The sequence below is a fragment of the Halomonas sp. NPDC076908 genome (assembly GCF_050269715.1).
Classification (GTDB): domain Bacteria; phylum Pseudomonadota; class Gammaproteobacteria; order Pseudomonadales; family Halomonadaceae; genus Vreelandella.
The window spans coordinates 1-16505 of the sequence record NZ_JBNNIW010000018.1 but is presented as its reverse complement, the minus strand read 5'-3'; the positions used below and the strand labels follow the sequence as shown (position 1 = coordinate 16505).

The window sequence follows — 16505 nt, the reverse complement described above, 5'->3', positions numbered from 1 at the left end:
CTCCCCTTCAACCTAACCTCCAAAGCGTCTGCTACTATAGCCGCCACCGATGGATACGATGAAGGCCCCGCTGCTATGCGCCTGATAATTGCCGAAAAACCCAGCCTCGCCCAAGCCATTGCCGAAGCGTTACCGGGCACTAGCAAGCGCCAGGATGGTGCCATTATGTGCGGTGATACGACGGTAACATGGTGCCTGGGCCACCTGCTGGAGCAGGCACCACCCGAAGCCTATGACCCCGCTGATAAGCAGTGGCGGCTGGATCGGCTACCTATCGTGCCGCAACAGTGGAAACTAATGCCCCGCTCGAAAGCGCGTGGTCAGCTAGCGGTGATTCGCAAGCTGATTAAACAAGCGACGGATGTGGTACACGCAGGCGATCCTGACCGCGAAGGCCAGTTGCTGGTTCAGGAAGTGATTGAGTACATGAAGTATCGCGGCCCAGTGCAGCGGCTACTGATTAGCGATCTTAACAAGCCAGCCGTCAGCCGAGCACTGGCGAAACTGCGCTCTAACGTTGAGTACCAGCCGCTGTTTGAAGCTGCACAGGCACGCTCCCGTGCTGACTGGTTGTATGGCATTAACCTTACCCGCGCCTGGACACTCACCGGCCGCCAAGCGGGTCACGACGGCGTGCTCTCTGTTGGTCGCGTACAGACGCCTGTACTGGGGCTAATCGTGCGCCGCGACAACGCCATCCGTGACTTTGTCCCCCACCCCTTTTATCCGCTATGGGTGGATTTAAGGGTTGCCCAGGGGCAGTTGCGTGCCTGGTGGGCACCTAAAGAGCACGAGCCGCTAGATGACCAAGGGCGCTTAATTGATCGCACTCCCGCTGACACTTTGGCCGCTCAGCTGCCCGGCGCATCTGGCAAACTGACCAAACTCGATCAGCAAGAGAAACGCCAGGCTCCGCCGCTGCCCTACTCGCTCTCTGCCCTACAGGTAGACGCCGCCCGCCGTTACGGGCTCTCTGCCCAGGTGGTGCTGGACATTTGTCAGCGACTTTACGAGCGCCACAAACTGATTACTTATCCGCGTTCAGACTGCCGCTACCTGCCGGAAGATCATCTTCAGCTTGCCCAACGCAGTCTTTCCAGCTCCTGCCAGAACGATGAAACACTTCAACAGTGGCTTAATGGCGCTGACTTCACTCTGCGCTCAAAGGCCTGGAACGACAAGCAGGTAGGTGCGCACCACGCCATAGCGCCTACCGGAAAACCGGCTGATTTCAGTCAGCTTTCCGACACCGAAGGCCATGTGCTTCGGCTGGTGGTACGCAACGTGATGGCGCAGTTCTACCGCCCGCTACGTACCTTCGAAGTCAAAGCCGAATTCACTTTGCTTAACGAGGCCTTCCGTGCCCGTGGCCAAAGTATTCTCGACCCGGGTTGGAAACCGCTGTTCACTACTCGCGATGAAGCCCCACCGCTACCGCCGCTGACTCAAGGGGAGCCTTGCCAAGCGCTAGGCGCGGGCGTTGAGGAGAAGGAAACCCGCCCGCCGGAACCCTTCACCGATGCCAGCCTGATCAAAGCGATGATGAATATCGGCCGCTACGTGGATGATTCCGCCGTTCGCCGCACCCTGCGCGACACCGATGGCCTGGGCACCGAAGCCACCCGTGCAGGCATTATTGAAACCCTGGTGCAGCGCGGCTACTTAGTTCGTCAACAAAAAGCTCTGCGCGCTACTAGGCTTGGCTGTGCATTAATCGCCGCTCTGCCAAGCGCCGTGAGCACCCCAGAGCGTACCGCATTATGGGAGCAGCGCCTGCGGGCGATTTCCGAACAGCAAGATGACCCTGGCGCCTTCCAGCAAGCATTACTAGACGACTTACGCGCCCTGCTCACCCACAGCGATGCAGCCAAATTAAGGCAGAGTCTTCAAACCGCTCAGGGTGAAACTGGCGCTGGCACACCCACAAAACGTTCCGATAAGCCGAGAAAGCGTTATACCAAAAGGAGAAGTACCGGAAGCAGAAAGAAGACAAGCTGAAAAGCTTGCTCTACTACTCGACCGATAGGCATTCGACAAACAGAGAAGCGGCTATCGCTACTTACGGACATCCGCTCCCTAATGCACTTTTGGCACGTTTTGAACTAGCAATGCATCCCTAATAAAACTCCCTTTTGCCGCGGTGTAGGCCTCTCTATCCGTTTTGAATTCCTCTGCCCACCGCCGCTTTCTGTTTCCGTACTGCCGGGCTAGCTCAGCGCTTTGACGAAGGCGATTGCGAAACGCCAAGCGCTGGTTCCACTCTTCACCGCCATACACCATAAGGTGCAAGTGATGGGTTCTGCGCCCGTTTGCAAACCGCATTAGCCAACGTCTTTCTACTAGCGAAGCGTTGTATTCCATTGATGTGGCATAGCTAGCTCGGCAAAGCGGCTCCATCAATTCATCGGCGCGCGCGATTGAATCAACGCCCGCCAGGATATCAATAATCGGTTTGGCCGAAAGGCCAGGCACGGCGGTACTACCGATATGCTCAATCGCCCGAAAATCACCTGGAAACAGTTGCTGAAGCCGCTCGCGCTCTTGCTCAAATAGGGTAGGCCAAGCCGCGTTGTATGGGAAAAGCGCCACTTCCTCATGAATCGCTTGGTTCAAGGACTCCATTTTATTCATGGCTTTGGTAGCTCCTTCTTTAGCGGCTCAACCTCATTTGATACCAGGATCATCGACACTCGGCTCTGAACGGGCAGGTTTTTTCTTAGTTACCGAGCGTGAGAAGAAAGGTACTAAATAGAGCACCATCCAAGCCAATAATGTACATAAAACTGCTGTTTGCTCACGCCCCAAGCCAATGGCTATTCCTATGGCAGCCGTAAACCAAATTCCTGCTGCGGTAGTTAGCCCTGTGGCTGCCAATTTATCCTGACGAGTGATAATACTTCCAGCACACAAAAAACCAATACCGGCAATAACACCTTGAATAACCCGACTCATCTCCGCATCAGAAATACCGGACTGTTGGGGAATTAACACAAATAACGCCGCTCCCATGCAGACAAGCATGTGGGTACGTATTCCAGCCGCCTTGCCACTCTGCTCTCGTTCAAGCCCCAACAAGCCCCCTAGCAAGGCAGCCATTAGTAACCGAATGACCAGAATAATAAATTCACTCAAGTCATTAAAATCGGAAAATTCAGAAATAACGACACTGCGGATCACTTCCATCGTTTCACTCATATAAGTCCATTCATTAGCAACCCCACCAGCGTAGACAGCCAGCGGGGTTGGTCACCGTTATTATTTCCAAACGACTTAAGGGGCAGTGCGAAGTATGCGGGTTTACCAAGTACTGTCGGCGCCAGGAGGTCCTATATCGACCTGTATATCAGGAGCAATATCTACCACACCTTGAACCTTTTTGAGTCGCTCAACGGTGACATTATCTGCCGATCCGGTGATGCACCCAATCTCTTCAAGTATATCTCTGATAGTTAACCCTTCAGCACTTAGGCGCGTAGCGATTTCCTTGATCGATTGTTCATGAGAAACCGTAATAATCCAAAGCTCAATATTTGGCATAGATCATACCTTTGAAGTCAGTTCCCAGGGCAGCGCCAACGTGGGCCACTGCCTAAAGATAACCCTTCTTTGTTAGGGAGCCTGGACCAAACCCGCCCCTACCTGGGACTCGGAAAATGGCAGCTGCCGCGTTGAATCCAACAGTCGTTGCCAGAGTTTCGTACCACGTAACGAGGCATCGGATTCTGCCCAAAGCGCGGCACAGCCAGCCACGTGAGGCGTCGCCATACTCGTTCCGCTAATCGTTTTATGGTGAATGGGACGCGGCCAAGACGAAAATATATCCCCGCCCGGCGCGGCAATTTCGATCTTGCCAGCATTCGAAAAGCTTGAAGGCTTCAAGTTAGTGTCTAGCGATGCAACCGACATAATGGTCGGTGAATTGGCCGGCGCACCCGTGTTTGTAGCGGAGTTTCCTGCAGCGGCGATAATTAGGCAGTCATTGCGAAGTGCCGCCGCCCCTGCGTGGGTATAGGCTTCTTGCACTGGGCTTTGACTGCCAAGGGACATAGAGATAACTTCACACCGATTCGCGACGGCCCAGTTCATACCCGCCAGTACCCCTGCCCCGGTACTGCTTCCTGAGTTGGTGAGTACTTTACCTACCTGAATGCGAGAGCCGTAAGCGATGCCGTAACGAGGCGTATCTCCAGAGGGTGTTTGGGGGCCACAGGCTGTGCCAATACAGTGGGTTCCGTGGCCATTGATATCATGGACAGGCTCGCCAACGAAAGATCGGGTATCAAACTCCCTGCCAACGAAATCTGGATGGCCCAGGTCCATCCCAGTATCAAGCACCGCCACTTTAATACCGGTGCCACTCCACCGGCTTTGTAACACCTTGCACTGGGTTAACCCCCAAGTTGCCTTTAGCTCGTCAGGCTCAAGCTCCTCTTCGGCTTCACCCATATCTAGCTCTGCGCCCAGGTCATGGGCAATGATGCTGGCGGCGCGTAAAAAGCCCCGCAGGTACTCAGCGCTTTCTGAAAACGCAAAGTACTCAGGCTCAATGATTTCGATTGGGCTGTCTGCAGCGATAGGATCGTGCATGCTCATTCCATGTAGCTGTAAGGCATCACCGCCCACTAGCGCGACCCCAAGCTCTGGGAAGACCATGGCTTCGGCATCCCCGGCATCTTCCAAATTAACCGCTTGATCGGCAAAATCCCGCGCGTCAGCCACTCGAAAGTTCTGGGCCTTCAGGGCTTTAATGCCATCTTCGAGCATGCCCTCACGATAGCTAATCAGGAAGCGTCCCGTTTCAAGGCAGTTGCTTCCGCGCTCCAGGGCCGCCAATAAGAGTTTCTCAGTTCCGCAGGAAACTGAGTTAAGTGACTCATTGCCACCAGCAGGCTTGCTACCGCTGCCACTTTCTTTCGGTTTTCTAGCCATCGTTGACCTCCGTTTCGTTTGGCTTTGCAGCAGTATTAATACGAATAAAACCTGCTGCTTTCAGCTTAACTCAACTCATCAACTTCACCAGATGAATTCCGAACCAATAGGAGCCATGGCCGCAATACTCCCGCACCACAGAGTAGCCATGCTTTTCGGCATGCGGTTGTTTCGAAGAAGATAGGAAATAGCAATAGAAGGGGATCAACGAGAGGGATTACGAGGCCGCACCACGAACCAGCTCGCCAGCACCAAGCTGCCGAATAAGGTATAAACCACCACAAACACCCACTCCGGCAGCGTGAAGTAGAGCAAACTATGCAACCAATATTGAATGAAAGAGCCTGAATAGGTGGCCGCCCCCGCTTCTGCCCGCAGCGCCATTTCCCATGTCGTTAATGGGCAAACCACACCTAACCAAGCCTGCCCCACCACATAACCAATGGCGCATAGATGGATAATGCGGAAAACGCGATTGCGAACCCATCGCCAGTTCAGAAAATAGCCTGCATACACAGCAAACAAGCCAAGCACGACGAAGGCCACAAACAGTACATGAAGGATTAAGATAGTGTCGGCTAACAGAAGGAGCGACGGAGGAGACATCTTTATTCACCTAGCGCAGACATTAATCTTCAACCAATAACGGCGGCACCGGGCAGTCGAGGATATCTGCCACAACACGGAACAGTTCAGCTTCGGCCGGGCGAATAATTCCGCTGTGCTCAATGCAGCGTGCCATTGCTTGCAGTAAAGCGGGTTTCTGCAAAGGCTGTAGGCGCCTTAACCGTTCAACCGCCAGGCTAAGCGCGCGCATATCGCTTACATCGTCAGCGGCCGTTAAGGCAAACGGCAACTCACGCTCAGCAGCATGCAGTGCTGCGCTGATCTCATCAGGGTGTTCCTGACCGGCCGCTGCTAACACCGTCAGAAGTAACTGACACTCCCGCTGTAGGTCGTTTAACTTAAGATTGGCAGGCCCGTTATCCTGCTCGCTCAAATTATTCAGCAGCAACTGATACAGCGTCCACTCCCACAGACTTACCTGACCATCCGCACTCATTAAGCGCTCCATACAAAGTCGAAAGTGCTGCCCCTGCTCTACCGAAAGCGATTTCAGCGCTGGTAGCGCCAGCTCAACCAGCGGCAAGCGCAGTTGAATATCCAGCGTCATCACATCAGGGGCATGCTTAACCAACGCTAGATAAACATCCGGCAGCGCGATTTTCTGCAACGCTTCTAGCTGATGTTCACGCACCCTTTGGTCGTCACTGAGCAGTAGCGCATATATCAAAGCGCGGGCTGCATAGGCCTCATGGGCGGCGATTTTAATCTGCTCTGGCAGTGCTTCTAACGTTGCTTGGGCCTGGGTAATATGGCGCTGGTCGGGTTGCCCCATAGAATTAATCGCCGTTTGAGCAGAAGCGCCCGTTAAGACAGCGGCCAGGGTTGCCGTTCTCAGTCCCGGTTGTGCGTGTGGCGCAGCTTCTGCTGAATCAGCTGTTTCGCTCTTGGCCTGTTGAGTGGGCAACGTTGCCTCAAAGCGACCATTCCAGTTAGGCATCACACGCTGAATACGATCTTTTAACGGCGGGTGGGTGGCCATCATTTGATTAAACCCCAGCCGCACGCCCTGACCGAAATACAAGTGGCTGAACTCCGCCGCCTGCGCGGCTTGCAGGTTAGAGCCCTGACTATGAGAGCCAATCTTAACCAGCGCGTTACCAATCCCCTGGGGGTTGCGGGTAAACTGCACTGCTGAAGCATCCGCTAAATACTCGCGCTGCCGACTGACCGCTGACTTAATCAAATTACCAAAGAAGGTGCCCGCGTAACCGACCAGCATTAGCACCGCCCCCAGCACCAGAATGACCGCTCCAGAGTTGTCGCGCTTACCACCGCCCATCCGCCGAAACCGCATACTACGCAGCAGTGTTCCACCCAACAAACCAATCAGCAGAATGCCGTGCAACACACTGACCAACCGCATATTTAGGCGCATATCGCCATGCAGAATATGGCTAAACTCATGGGCCACGACTCCCTGCAGCTCTTCCCGTGTCAGGCTGCGGATGGCACCCCGAGTAATGCCGATCACCGCATCACTCGTTTGATGCCCTGCCGCGAAAGCATTGATGGCCTCCTCCTCCAACACATAAACCGAGGGCACCGGCGTTCCAGACGCAATCGCCATCTCTTCAACCACATTAAGGATGCGGCGTTCGTCAGCATCACGTGTGTTGAGATTGATTTCCCGGCCACCGAGCGCTTCCGCCACTGCACGGCCGCCATGGCGGAGCTGGCTACGTTTAAACAAGCCGCCCAACACCACAATCGCTAACACCGCAATCGCCACACCGGCGACAAGTTCAATGGATAGCGCTGACAATATCCCCTGATCAGCAAGGCTGGATTGTGCTGCGGGTTGGCCCCCATCCATCAATTGGAGCGTGATGGCAATCGCCAGCGTGGCGACAACAATCAGCGCCACTACGGCCAGCACTAGCAATATGACCAGACGCCCGGTTTTACGACGTGCTTGATCCTGCGCAGTAAAAAAATCCATATGCTACTTTCCCTGTGCAGTGGCTTAGACGTTGAATCGCTAAGAACTTGAGTGAATCAAAACGACACCTTAGGCGCCGCTTGAATCTGAGCACTATCTTCGAACGCTAACAAGGAAGCATCCTGGCCATGCCCAAACATGCCCGCCACCGCCACTGGCGGAAAGCTCTGCCGATAGGTGTTGTACTGCATCACCGCATCATTAAATGACTGGCGTGCGAAGGCCACTTTGTTTTCAGTGCTGGTGAGCTCTTCAGACAACTGCTGCATGTTTTGTGAGGCTTTTAGATCAGGATAGGCCTCCATCACCACATTAAGCCGCCCCATCGCCTGGGTAAGCGCCCCTTCAGCACCCCCAAGATCAGCAATCGCCTTTGCGCTGCCAGGATTTGCCGCCGCGGCCTTTAGCCCCGCCGCTGCTGTATTGCGAGCCTCAATGACCGATTGTAGGGTTTCCCGCTCATGATTAAGGTAACCCTTGGCGGTTTCTACCAGATTAGGAATCAGGTCATGCCGACGCTTTAGCTGCACTTCAATCTGGGCAAAAGCGTTCTGGAATCGATTGCGCAACGACACAAGTCGGTTGTAGATAGAAACGACATAAAATGCGACAGCGGCGATGATCGCCAAGATGATAATAAGAGTAAGCGCCATGATCCTTCCTTAACGTAAATGGGGTTCAGTGGCAAAAATAGTAACATCTAAGCGGTTGGGGCGTATTTTAGTGCAGGCATGCAAGCAGCTATACAGCGAACCTACATGCCTAAACCATGGAATGGCTGGGAAGGGAAAGCTAGCAATAATGTTGACTTGTGGCTGAGCTACTTCTTATTTCGCCGGAACGGCTCCTGCTCGTGGAGAAATCGCGTAAAGGTGTCTTTGGGCCGCTCAAGTCCATGTGAGCCTAACGCGCGTGATGCCATCCCCCTGTGATTACTGCCATGAGTCAATAAATGAAGCAGAATTTCATCGACAGATAGCTGACCAACATCGCCATCGATAAAGCGAAACGAAATGACGCGATCCAAATCATTTAAAGATGCTGATTCGGCAAACATCACCAGCCATGAATCACTCTCCTCCATCCTTTCCCTTAATTCTGAAAAGGATGGCGTTTCTACCGTATTGTCTGCAGCAAATTGCTCTTTCGTGCCAGCAATACGGCTAATGAATAGGCTGTCGACGACTGCGGTATGATTCAATATGCGCAGAAAGAAAGTTGCATCGTTTTCTGGGAGTAAATGAAACTGGCGCTCTCCAAACGAAAGAAGCTCATTATTAGCCCACTTCTTATATCTAAAAGCATTTACATACCGCATCTTGAACGCTCCAGTTTATTCAGTCACTTGTGCTTCGTCGCGCATCGCTCTGAGCGAGGTGATTTCCACGGTGAGCGCATCCCGCTCTTGTTCTAGTTCACTTACCTGCTCACCGAGTGCGGCCAACTGGCTATTAGCCTGCTCAATCTCGGCGTTTAACGCTTCAATATCTGCATCAACCTGACTGCGGGCCTCTTCTGCCTCTTGGTGAGACTGTTGAGCAGCATCACGAGCGGCTTCGGCCTCCTCTTTCTCAGCTTCTACCTCAGCGTATGTTTCATTTAGCTCGTCAAGACGGCTCTGCCTTTCATCTATTTGCTCGTTAAGGTTATCTACTTCTTCTTCGCGGGTTTCGAGCTCACCCCGTAAAGTAGATAAATCCTCTTCAGCATTGGCAATGTCTGCACGCGTTGCAGCAAGCTCGGCTTCCGCTTCGGCCTGCTCAACCTCAAGGGCTTCTGTTCTCTGCTGCAGTGTTGCTAAATCCAGCTCAGCGGCTTCAACCTCAGACATCTGCGCCTGAATCTGTTGATGCTCACGCTCAGTGGCCGCTAGCCGCGCTTCGATCGCTTCTAAATCGTCTTGTCGCGACCCTGCAATGGTGTGCGCCACAATGGCCCATAGCACCGCAATAAACGCAATGGCCAAGATCACCTTTACGCGGTTATCGCTCAGCAATGCTGTGGTTGAGGCTTTATTAGTCCCTGTCATTGGTAACACCCTCTCGCTTAAGTGCTATCGCTAATTAATATAGTAGCTAACGTGTGGCCAACAGCGGGTCGTCGTATGACCCGTTATCAATATGAAGGAAAATTACTTCACAAGTGTTATTACTAAGTTAGCATAAGCCCCATGTCGATAGGAGTTCTCTACACAAAGCTTGGCCGCTTTATCTGTCACGTTGGCGTTTACACCCCCTACCCTTGTTTGAATGGCGACCCAGTGCCCTGAATACACTGCGGCTTGGTCAACGACATACCTTTATGGTTTAGCTTTTAAAAGCTCAGAGAATGACGGAGGGAGGTATTCATCGATATAGCTATCATTGAATTCAACTAATCGCGCCAACGCTTCGGGGTCGGGTAACTTCACGTGCTGGCGGTCTCGGATCACCAACCCTTCCTCTCGCAACATCGAGAAAGTCCTGCTCACATGTACCGGGCTCATCCCCAGCGCGTCGCTAATCAACTCCTGAGTGAGCGGCATGAGGAAGCTGTTGTCCTTAACGGCGTTGATCCGCTTGAGCCGCAAATAGATTTCGTAGAGAAAGTGTGCCAGCTGCTCGTGAGCTGAATACTTACCGAGGTAGATCAGCCGCTCGGAAAGCTGCGCCTGCTGGCGCGTTGCGGTGGCCACAATGCCGGCGGCTAAGCTAGAACGCCCAAAGAGTTTAAAAAGCTGCTGATACGAGAATGGACAGATTACGCCTTTATTAATCATTGCCGCACTTGCCAGACGACGAGTGAAGCCAAAATCGCGAATGCCGATAATATCGCCGGGTAGGTAAAACTTGAGAATCTGCTTAAAACCATTTTTCAAGTTGCGGTAAGAGTATGCCCAACCTTCCTTGACCACACAGAACAGATCAGCCTCGGCTCCCTCGTCCCACAGTATTTCGTTAGCTGATATATATCTTGGGCTGAGCTCAAGGCCCAGTAATAGCGCTTTGTCTTCAGAAGATAGCACACCTTGGGTACTGAGGCCCTGCATCACTATTGTATCGATGAGAGACACTCTGTTACCTCTCAGGCAAATGATTTATTTACCTTATTCTAAAACATATACTGACTTGAGCAGCCTAACTTAGGTTATGAATTATGCGTATTATCAAACGGTTGCATGCAACTTTTTTTAAGCTGCGTTAGGAGTGGATTTCATCATTTCAGCAATCTTTGATGATTATCTTCTGTGGCATAAAACAGCCTGGGGTTAGCCTGGAACACTACACTGGTACTCGGTGCGCTTATGATTTATGGCTTCAGCCCAGCCCTCAATTATCTACGAAGTCGCCTGATATGGTCTTCGGCTTCAAGAGGCAAATGCTCATTCAGATTTATCTGCCAGTAGCCAACGTCATGCCACTGCTCGAACTTAAATCCCACCTTTTCAAAATGGGCCACTTTTTTCATGCCCATTTTTTCATGCAGTGCAATGCTAGCAGGGTTGGGAAGCGTGATGCCGCCAATCACCGTGTGATTCCCGCACTCTTTAAGCTTGGAAAAGATAGTTTCATATAATTTTGCGCCCAAGCCCCTGCCTTGCAGTTGGTTGGCAAGGTAAACGCTGATTTCAACTGAAAAACGATACGCGCTTCTTTCTTTCCATTTAGTCGCGTAGGCATAGCCCACCACCGCATCATCTTCCAATGCCACCACCCAAGGTAAACCTGCGCCCTGTACGTTCTCAATTCGGCTCTGAATGACGGAGCCCGATACAGGCTGCTCTTCAAATGAAATAGCGGTATTTTCAATGTAGTAATTATAAATGTGCGCAATTGCTTCTGAATCGCCCTTTTCGGCATCTCTGATCATGATTTATTCCATTTATATTCCGACGGTTTAAGTTAATCGAACGCTTACACAGGCCGCTTAGCCAGTAGCGCCCATATACCCGCTGAAGAGAGCAACGTACCGCCAACGACGTTAAAGCGACGCTGGGCACGGCGCGATGCAAGCACCTTGCGCACCGAGGCCGCAAACACGGCATAAAAAGTGGCATTCAGCGTTGCCAAAACTACAAACGTAACCGCCAGTACCCAAAGCTGTTGCCCTGCATCGGCGCTCGGGTTAACAAACTGGGGTAAAAAAGCGACGAAGAAGATAATGCCTTTCGGATTAAGGGCAGTGACGAGATAGGTATTGGTGAAGAGCTTTAAGCGCGACCCTGATAAGGACGGTGTCACCGGCTGCACCGATGATATACCGGCACTCAACAACTTGATGCCCATATAGAGCAGGTATAACCCACCGATCCATTTGATAACGGTGAACCAGAGTGCCGAAGTGGCTAACACCGCTCCCAGTCCCAATAGTGAAAAGAGCAGCGCCGTTGAATCCCCTAACGCCACCGCAGCGACAAGCGGCACATTCGCGCGCCTGCCTTGGGCAATAGAGTAGCTGACCACTGTTAATATCGTAGGTCCCGGAATGGCGAGCAAAGCCACTGATGCAAGAGCAAAGGCAAACCAAGTTTCAATTGACATGGTCAATAATCATGGATGGCTACCCCATAGGCTATTAATACAAAGTTAGCATAAGCCACCTTCCAGCTGGAGTGTACTAAGCAGGTTTTTTTGGCTGTGACGATGATGCTGACGTTTAACCGCCACTATTTTGCTGCGGCTTGGTTAACGCCTTACATCTCGGGGTTCACTGGCCAACCGATGTGCTTGCTGGCTGGACGGCCGGAGCAAGCTGGGCAGCGCTGTGCTGGATCGTAATGCGCTGGATGCAGCGGCGCGGGCAGGTAGAATCGGAAGGAAGCGGTTCGGGCATCGAATAACTTGGCTCAAGCCAAGCTGCCAGCCATTTCAGAACACCACTCGCAAAATAGAACACCACTCTCAAAATCTGCATTTAACCCAGGTTTTTAGGGGCGTTCTTGAAAGCAAACCGCCCAATCACGCTCGCGTAACGGATGGGGCTCGACCTCCAGCGCACAGGCGGGCATGGTGGGTGTTATTATTCACCATCAGCGAGCCACCAGGAGGGTATGCTAATGCCGCGCTATCTCACACAAAACCTCTGCAGAATGGGGCTATTATCAATCTTGGCGTTGTCGCCCAACGCTTTCAGCCAACAACCGGGGACGGCTTCCGGTAATGATGTCACCACCGAATCGTTCCGAGACTGGGAGGTTCGTTGCCAGCGTAATGCCGAAGGCCCAACCCCTTGTGCGATGGCGCAAATGATCACGCAACCTGACAGCGACCAGCCCTTAATGCAGGTAATTCTCGACTATCCGCCTGAGATCAATGATCCGGTGATGAGCTTCTTCGTGCCATTGGGGGTACGTTTGGCTGCGGGCTTGCAATTCAGTGTGGATAACGGGGAGCCCATCCAATTCCCCTATCAGGTCTGCTTCGAGCAAGGGTGCCGTGCTGACATCCCCATTGAATCGTCGATGTTGCAGGAACTGCGCAGTGGCAATACGGCAACCCTCAGCTTGTTTGGTCCTCGCGGTGACCGAATGGACATAGATATTTCGTTGATGGGCTTTACCGATGCCAGTACCCGTATCGCTCCCTAATCTCAGCCGCTTTAAGCAAAAACGCCCCCGAAGTGCCGGGGGCGTTGGTGTTGCTAGGCTCTCACTTTACTGAGCGTGTCATGACCGAGCGTATCAGACGCTCTCATTGAGAACCGCTTCCGGGAAGTAGCGACGCAACATCCGGTTCTGAAACGCATCCACGAAGCGGCTGTTGATGATGATAATGAACCGCTCGAAGGGTGCCTCGCTGTCGAGCTGTTCGATGCCATCGACACTGTGAAATAGCCGGTCATCGCGTAGATGAAGAATATCACCCGGATTGAGGGTGATATCGACCAAGGGTTGCGTGCCAGCCTTGTCCGCGTAGAGGTGGTTTTCACCCCCTGCTACGTTTTCTCGATTGAGGACAAGAATGCTGAGGGCCTTGCAGCCATCGGCATGAATCCCCTGCCCCTGAAGGGGGTCGATGCTGCCTTCTCCGCGCACCCCGGTGATCTGCATCAGGATGGGTTCGTGCGCCCCGATACTCCAAAGCCTTGCCCAGGCGCGAACGAAGGCCTTCACATCCGGGCGTGCCATGAACTCCCTTGTCAGCGGATCATAGTACCGCAGGCGATCCGCCATGCTTTCCGCGTCGTTGAAGGCTCCTCCTTGGGCCATGGGACATTGGCCCATGTCTTCGACATCTCCCTGATCATTCAGAGCGAGCCAGGACATCCGCTTCCAGCGCTGGTTAACATAGGGATCACGTGGCAGGTCCGCAGTAAATCCCTGCCAGGCGGTCAGGTCAATTCGCTCTCGAATATCGGTTTTGGCCCACTCTTGATGCCTTAGCGCCTCGGTCACGCCCAGATGCCAATAATCAGTGAGTGAATCGTTAGGCATGAAGGCGAGATCGAAACCGTGCTTGAGGGTATCGAGTTTCATGTGGCTATTCTCCTGTTAACTGGGCGGAATTGCCCTATGTGGCCGGTGCAAACACCGCGGCCAACAGGAAGAAAATGAAAAGATCTGCAAGGTTATGTCAAAGCAATGTACGCAAAAAGAGCATTTTTGTTGAAAAAGAATCAAACCGTTGATGAGGCATATGTGTAGGTTATCTCCTACGATTGGATGTAGGATAATCACCATAAAGTGACGATTGTTGCCATTATGATGGCTACTGACAGGGTTTTTTCTTTAAGTGAATCCCATGACTGCCAGCGATTCCCGACATTACAGAGATCCGGCACGCCTGAAGAAGAACCGCAGGGCGTTTTCCGGTGCGTTGATGTTGAACATATCAAAGGCACCTTCAACGGATGGCAGCGATTCGCATGATGCCGGCAGGCAAGAAGTCGAGTTAGTACGCCGCCAGTATCTGGAGAGTGAACAGCGCTTTCGCGCCCTGCTGGAGAGTCTGCCGAAAGTGGCGGTTCAGGGCTATGATCGCGATCGGCGGGTAATTTACTGGAATGAGAGCAGCACTCGTCTTTATGGCTATACCGCTAAAGAAGCCCTGGGACAATTACTGGAAGATCTGATCATTCCTGACGTCATGCGTGATGGCGTGATCCTGGCGCATGGTGCCTGGATTAAACAAGGGATTGAGATACCTGCTGGTGAACTCGAACTCAAGCACAAAACCGGTGAACGAGTACCGGTCTTTTCGCAGCATCTGATGCTCAATGAGCATACCGACTCCCCCTTGATGTTCTGCGTGGATGTCGATCTTTCCGACCAAAAGCGTGCCCACCGTGACTTGGAATTCGCCACCCGTTTCGACAGGCTCACCCATCTCCCTAATCGCCAGACCTTCGAGGCCGACCTGGACAGTCTGTTGGATTCCTGCCGACGCCAGGGCAATGGCCTGGCAACCCTCTACCTGGATATCGATCACTTCGTCGAGATCAATGATGCCCTTGGCTATGATCAGGGTGATCACCTGCTCGTTGAGCTGAGTCGGCGACTGAAAGAGTGCCAGCGAGTCACTGATCTGGTGTCCCGTGTCTCTAGCGATGAGTTCGTGCTGGCCTTTCCCGGCGTCCACTTGGAGGCCGATGTCAGACGGGTCGTTCGTCATGTCCAGAATGTCTTTCTGGAACCCTTCGTTCTGGATGGTCGGGAGCGTCAGGTCACGGCCTGCCTGGGTGTAGCGCTGTTTCCCGAGAATGGTGAATCGTCACGCGAGTTGATCCGTAATGCTGATGTCGCCAAGAATCGTGCCAAACTGGAGGGCCAGTGTGCGGTACGTTTCTTCCATCAGCAGCTTCATGATGAGCTGGTTCGCCAGCACTATCTCTCGGCGCGTCTCGAGGAAGCCATGGATAACGCTGAGTTCTCCCTCTACTACCAGCCCCAGGTGTCGGCGGCCAGTGGGCGAATAGAGAATATCGAGGCATTGATACGCTGGAAGCCTGCCGAAGGCCCAACGATCTCGCCTGACGAGTTTATCCCACTGGCCGAACGCTCAGGTTTGATCCATCGCCTGGGCGCCTGGGTCATCGAAGAGGCTTGCCGCCAGCAGGTGGAGTGGCGTGCCAAGGGGTTTAATCAGCACCGCATTGACATCAATATCTCCGGGCGTCAACTAGTGCGTCCCGGTGCCCTCAAGAGCTTTGAGGACACGCTGCAGCGTCATGGCTTAGTTCCGAGGGATATCGGCATCGAATTGACCGAGAGTGTTCTGATCGAAGCCGACGAGACTGTCCTCAAGGACCTGCGACGCCTCTATCATCGCGGTTTTCGCATTGCTATCGACGACTTCGGGACTGGCTATTCGTCCCTGAGCTATCTCAAACACTTTCCAGCCACCGCCCTGAAAATCGATCGCTCCTTCATCCACGATGCCCCCACGCAGCCAAAGGATAGGGCCATCATGGAGGGTGCCATTTTCATCGGGCATCGGTTGGGGTTGGAAGTGGTGGCCGAAGGCGTAGAGAACGCCGAACAGTTGTCACTGCTTCGCGATATGCATTGCGACCTCGTCCAGGGGTTCTACTTCTTCCGCCCGATGCCTGCCCAGGAAATAGAGCGCCTGCTGAGCGGTTTTGTGCCTAATCATGAAGGGCTTTCGAGCTGAGTCTTGTTGTGATTTGGTTAAAAGTTTCCGAGGCTGCCATACCCTGACCTTCTACACCCCCCGATGCTATTTACTCTCTGGGATTACCCTGTGAGTGTGCTGGGCAGTTATGGGCAAGAGCTGTCATTCAGACGAAACTGATATAACGCCTGCCGTCACCGGTGACAAAGCCGGAGCGAAGCGGAGGTTTTGGCATCCGGTACACGGCTTGGTTATGCAGCATGTAGCGGCTTGATTCGATCCACTTCTTCCTTCACCGACTTCGCAGCATTCCAAAGATCAACAGACTGCTGTGCATTCAGCCAGAATTCTGGCGAGTTACCAAACTGCGTATTCCGGCGAACGTGACCGGTCATTCCGGTGATCGTGATCGATTTGCACACGGCCTTCACGCTGGAGAGAGTTTTGTACGCTGAGCGGTC

At 53.0% G+C, this 16505-nt stretch carries 17 protein-coding genes and 1 pseudogene; 4 read left to right on the top strand and 14 right to left on the bottom strand.

The features are described 5' to 3' along the window. The first annotated feature begins 75 nt into the window (after window positions 1–75). Window positions 76–1998, top strand: coding sequence for a DNA topoisomerase III (locus ACQKE4_RS11850; RefSeq protein WP_427388559.1), 1923 nt, complete (start codon window positions 76–78; stop codon window positions 1996–1998). A 78-nt stretch (window positions 1999–2076) separates the two neighbouring features. Here ACQKE4_RS11850 and ACQKE4_RS11845 read toward each other — a convergent pair whose 3' ends face one another. The 12 genes from ACQKE4_RS11845 to ACQKE4_RS11790 form a co-directional block, all read right to left on the bottom strand. Further along, window positions 2077–2631 carry a GrpB family protein gene (locus tag ACQKE4_RS11845; protein ID WP_427388557.1) on the bottom strand — a complete coding sequence of 185 codons (555 nt, stop codon included), beginning with the start codon at window positions 2629–2631 and terminating at the stop codon, window positions 2077–2079. Between the two features lie 33 nt (window positions 2632–2664). Next, window positions 2665–3195, bottom strand: coding sequence for an MgtC/SapB family protein (locus tag ACQKE4_RS11840; RefSeq protein WP_290835122.1), 531 nt, complete (start codon window positions 3193–3195; stop codon window positions 2665–2667). A gap of 102 nt (window positions 3196–3297) precedes the next feature. Beyond that, on the bottom strand, window positions 3298–3537 hold the full coding sequence (locus ACQKE4_RS11835; RefSeq protein WP_427388556.1) for a hypothetical protein: 240 nt from the start codon (window positions 3535–3537) through the stop codon (window positions 3298–3300). 72 nt (window positions 3538–3609) lie between these two features. Further along, window positions 3610–4929 (bottom strand): S8 family serine peptidase, encoded by a 1320-nt coding sequence (locus ACQKE4_RS11830; protein ID WP_427388555.1) that lies wholly within the window; start codon window positions 4927–4929, stop codon window positions 3610–3612. 204 nt (window positions 4930–5133) lie between these two features. Then, a complete protein-coding gene (locus ACQKE4_RS11825; RefSeq protein ID WP_427388554.1) occupies window positions 5134–5535 on the bottom strand; it encodes a DUF2784 domain-containing protein in 402 nt (133 codons plus the stop codon). Between the two features lie 22 nt (window positions 5536–5557). Continuing rightward, window positions 5558–7495: a M48 family metallopeptidase gene (locus ACQKE4_RS11820; protein WP_427388553.1), complete on the bottom strand. Its 1938-nt coding sequence runs from the start codon at window positions 7493–7495 to the stop codon at window positions 5558–5560. Window positions 7496–7551: 56 nt separating this feature from the next. Next, on the bottom strand, window positions 7552–8148 hold the full coding sequence (locus ACQKE4_RS11815; protein WP_427388552.1) for a LemA family protein: 597 nt from the start codon (window positions 8146–8148) through the stop codon (window positions 7552–7554). Window positions 8149–8315: 167 nt separating this feature from the next. Continuing rightward, complete coding sequence (locus ACQKE4_RS11810) at window positions 8316–8813, bottom strand: DinB family protein (RefSeq protein WP_290835108.1); 498 nt, start codon at window positions 8811–8813, stop codon at window positions 8316–8318. Between the two features lie 15 nt (window positions 8814–8828). After that, window positions 8829–9524 carry a hypothetical protein gene (locus tag ACQKE4_RS11805; protein ID WP_290835107.1) on the bottom strand — a complete coding sequence of 232 codons (696 nt, stop codon included), beginning with the start codon at window positions 9522–9524 and terminating at the stop codon, window positions 8829–8831. Window positions 9525–9794: 270 nt separating this feature from the next. Further along, complete coding sequence (locus tag ACQKE4_RS11800; protein WP_427388551.1) at window positions 9795–10547, bottom strand: Crp/Fnr family transcriptional regulator; 753 nt, start codon at window positions 10545–10547, stop codon at window positions 9795–9797. Between the two features lie 260 nt (window positions 10548–10807). Then, window positions 10808–11344 (bottom strand): arsinothricin resistance N-acetyltransferase ArsN1 family B, encoded by a 537-nt coding sequence (locus ACQKE4_RS11795; RefSeq protein ID WP_427388550.1) that lies wholly within the window; start codon window positions 11342–11344, stop codon window positions 10808–10810. 44 nt (window positions 11345–11388) lie between these two features. Beyond that, window positions 11389–12015 (bottom strand): LysE family translocator, encoded by a 627-nt coding sequence (locus ACQKE4_RS11790; protein ID WP_427388549.1) that lies wholly within the window; start codon window positions 12013–12015, stop codon window positions 11389–11391. 140 nt (window positions 12016–12155) lie between these two features. On the opposite strand from ACQKE4_RS11790, the gene ACQKE4_RS11785 reads away from it, so the two are divergent. Both ACQKE4_RS11785 and ACQKE4_RS11780 read left to right on the top strand, forming a co-directional pair. After that, a complete protein-coding gene (locus ACQKE4_RS11785) occupies window positions 12156–12314 on the top strand; it encodes a phosphatase PAP2 family protein (protein WP_427388548.1) in 159 nt (52 codons plus the stop codon). A 216-nt stretch (window positions 12315–12530) separates the two neighbouring features. Further along, window positions 12531–13061 (top strand): invasion associated locus B family protein, encoded by a 531-nt coding sequence (locus ACQKE4_RS11780; RefSeq protein WP_290835102.1) that lies wholly within the window; start codon window positions 12531–12533, stop codon window positions 13059–13061. Window positions 13062–13154: 93 nt separating this feature from the next. Here ACQKE4_RS11780 and ACQKE4_RS11775 read toward each other — a convergent pair whose 3' ends face one another. Continuing rightward, window positions 13155–13949, bottom strand: a complete 795-nt coding sequence (locus tag ACQKE4_RS11775; protein ID WP_427388547.1) for a 2OG-Fe dioxygenase family protein — start codon at window positions 13947–13949, stop codon at window positions 13155–13157. Between the two features lie 343 nt (window positions 13950–14292). Here ACQKE4_RS11775 and ACQKE4_RS11770 point away from each other — a divergent pair, with 343 nt between their 5' ends. Next, window positions 14293–16083 (top strand): putative bifunctional diguanylate cyclase/phosphodiesterase, encoded by a 1791-nt coding sequence (locus tag ACQKE4_RS11770; protein WP_427388546.1) that lies wholly within the window; start codon window positions 14293–14295, stop codon window positions 16081–16083. Between the two features lie 212 nt (window positions 16084–16295). Here ACQKE4_RS11770 and ACQKE4_RS11765 read toward each other — a convergent pair. Continuing rightward, window positions 16296–16505: pseudogene (locus ACQKE4_RS11765) on the bottom strand (hypothetical protein); the annotation flags it as partial.

Coding starts and splice junctions, on each gene's coding strand:
- ACQKE4_RS11830 (WP_427388555.1), bottom strand. CDS start 4,929: ATGGCTAGAAAACCGAAAGAAAGTGGCAGCGGTAGCAAGCCTGCTGGT.
- ACQKE4_RS11815 (WP_427388552.1), bottom strand. CDS start 8,148: ATGGCGCTTACTCTTATTATCATCTTGGCGATCATCGCCGCTGTCGCA.
- ACQKE4_RS11775 (WP_427388547.1), bottom strand. CDS start 13,949: ATGAAACTCGATACCCTCAAGCACGGTTTCGATCTCGCCTTCATGCCT.
- ACQKE4_RS11845 (WP_427388557.1), bottom strand. CDS start 2,631: ATGAATAAAATGGAGTCCTTGAACCAAGCGATTCATGAGGAAGTGGCG.
- ACQKE4_RS11805 (WP_290835107.1), bottom strand. CDS start 9,524: ATGACAGGGACTAATAAAGCCTCAACCACAGCATTGCTGAGCGATAAC.
- ACQKE4_RS11810 (WP_290835108.1), bottom strand. CDS start 8,813: ATGCGGTATGTAAATGCTTTTAGATATAAGAAGTGGGCTAATAATGAG.
- ACQKE4_RS11850 (WP_427388559.1), top strand. CDS start 76: ATGCGCCTGATAATTGCCGAAAAACCCAGCCTCGCCCAAGCCATTGCC.
- ACQKE4_RS11770 (WP_427388546.1), top strand. CDS start 14,293: ATGTTGAACATATCAAAGGCACCTTCAACGGATGGCAGCGATTCGCAT.
- ACQKE4_RS11795 (WP_427388550.1), bottom strand. CDS start 11,344: ATGATCAGAGATGCCGAAAAGGGCGATTCAGAAGCAATTGCGCACATT.
- ACQKE4_RS11780 (WP_290835102.1), top strand. CDS start 12,531: ATGCCGCGCTATCTCACACAAAACCTCTGCAGAATGGGGCTATTATCA.
- ACQKE4_RS11840 (WP_290835122.1), bottom strand. CDS start 3,195: ATGAGTGAAACGATGGAAGTGATCCGCAGTGTCGTTATTTCTGAATTT.
- ACQKE4_RS11790 (WP_427388549.1), bottom strand. CDS start 12,015: ATGTCAATTGAAACTTGGTTTGCCTTTGCTCTTGCATCAGTGGCTTTG.
- ACQKE4_RS11825 (WP_427388554.1), bottom strand. CDS start 5,535: ATGTCTCCTCCGTCGCTCCTTCTGTTAGCCGACACTATCTTAATCCTT.
- ACQKE4_RS11835 (WP_427388556.1), bottom strand. CDS start 3,537: ATGCCAAATATTGAGCTTTGGATTATTACGGTTTCTCATGAACAATCG.
- ACQKE4_RS11820 (WP_427388553.1), bottom strand. CDS start 7,495: ATGGATTTTTTTACTGCGCAGGATCAAGCACGTCGTAAAACCGGGCGT.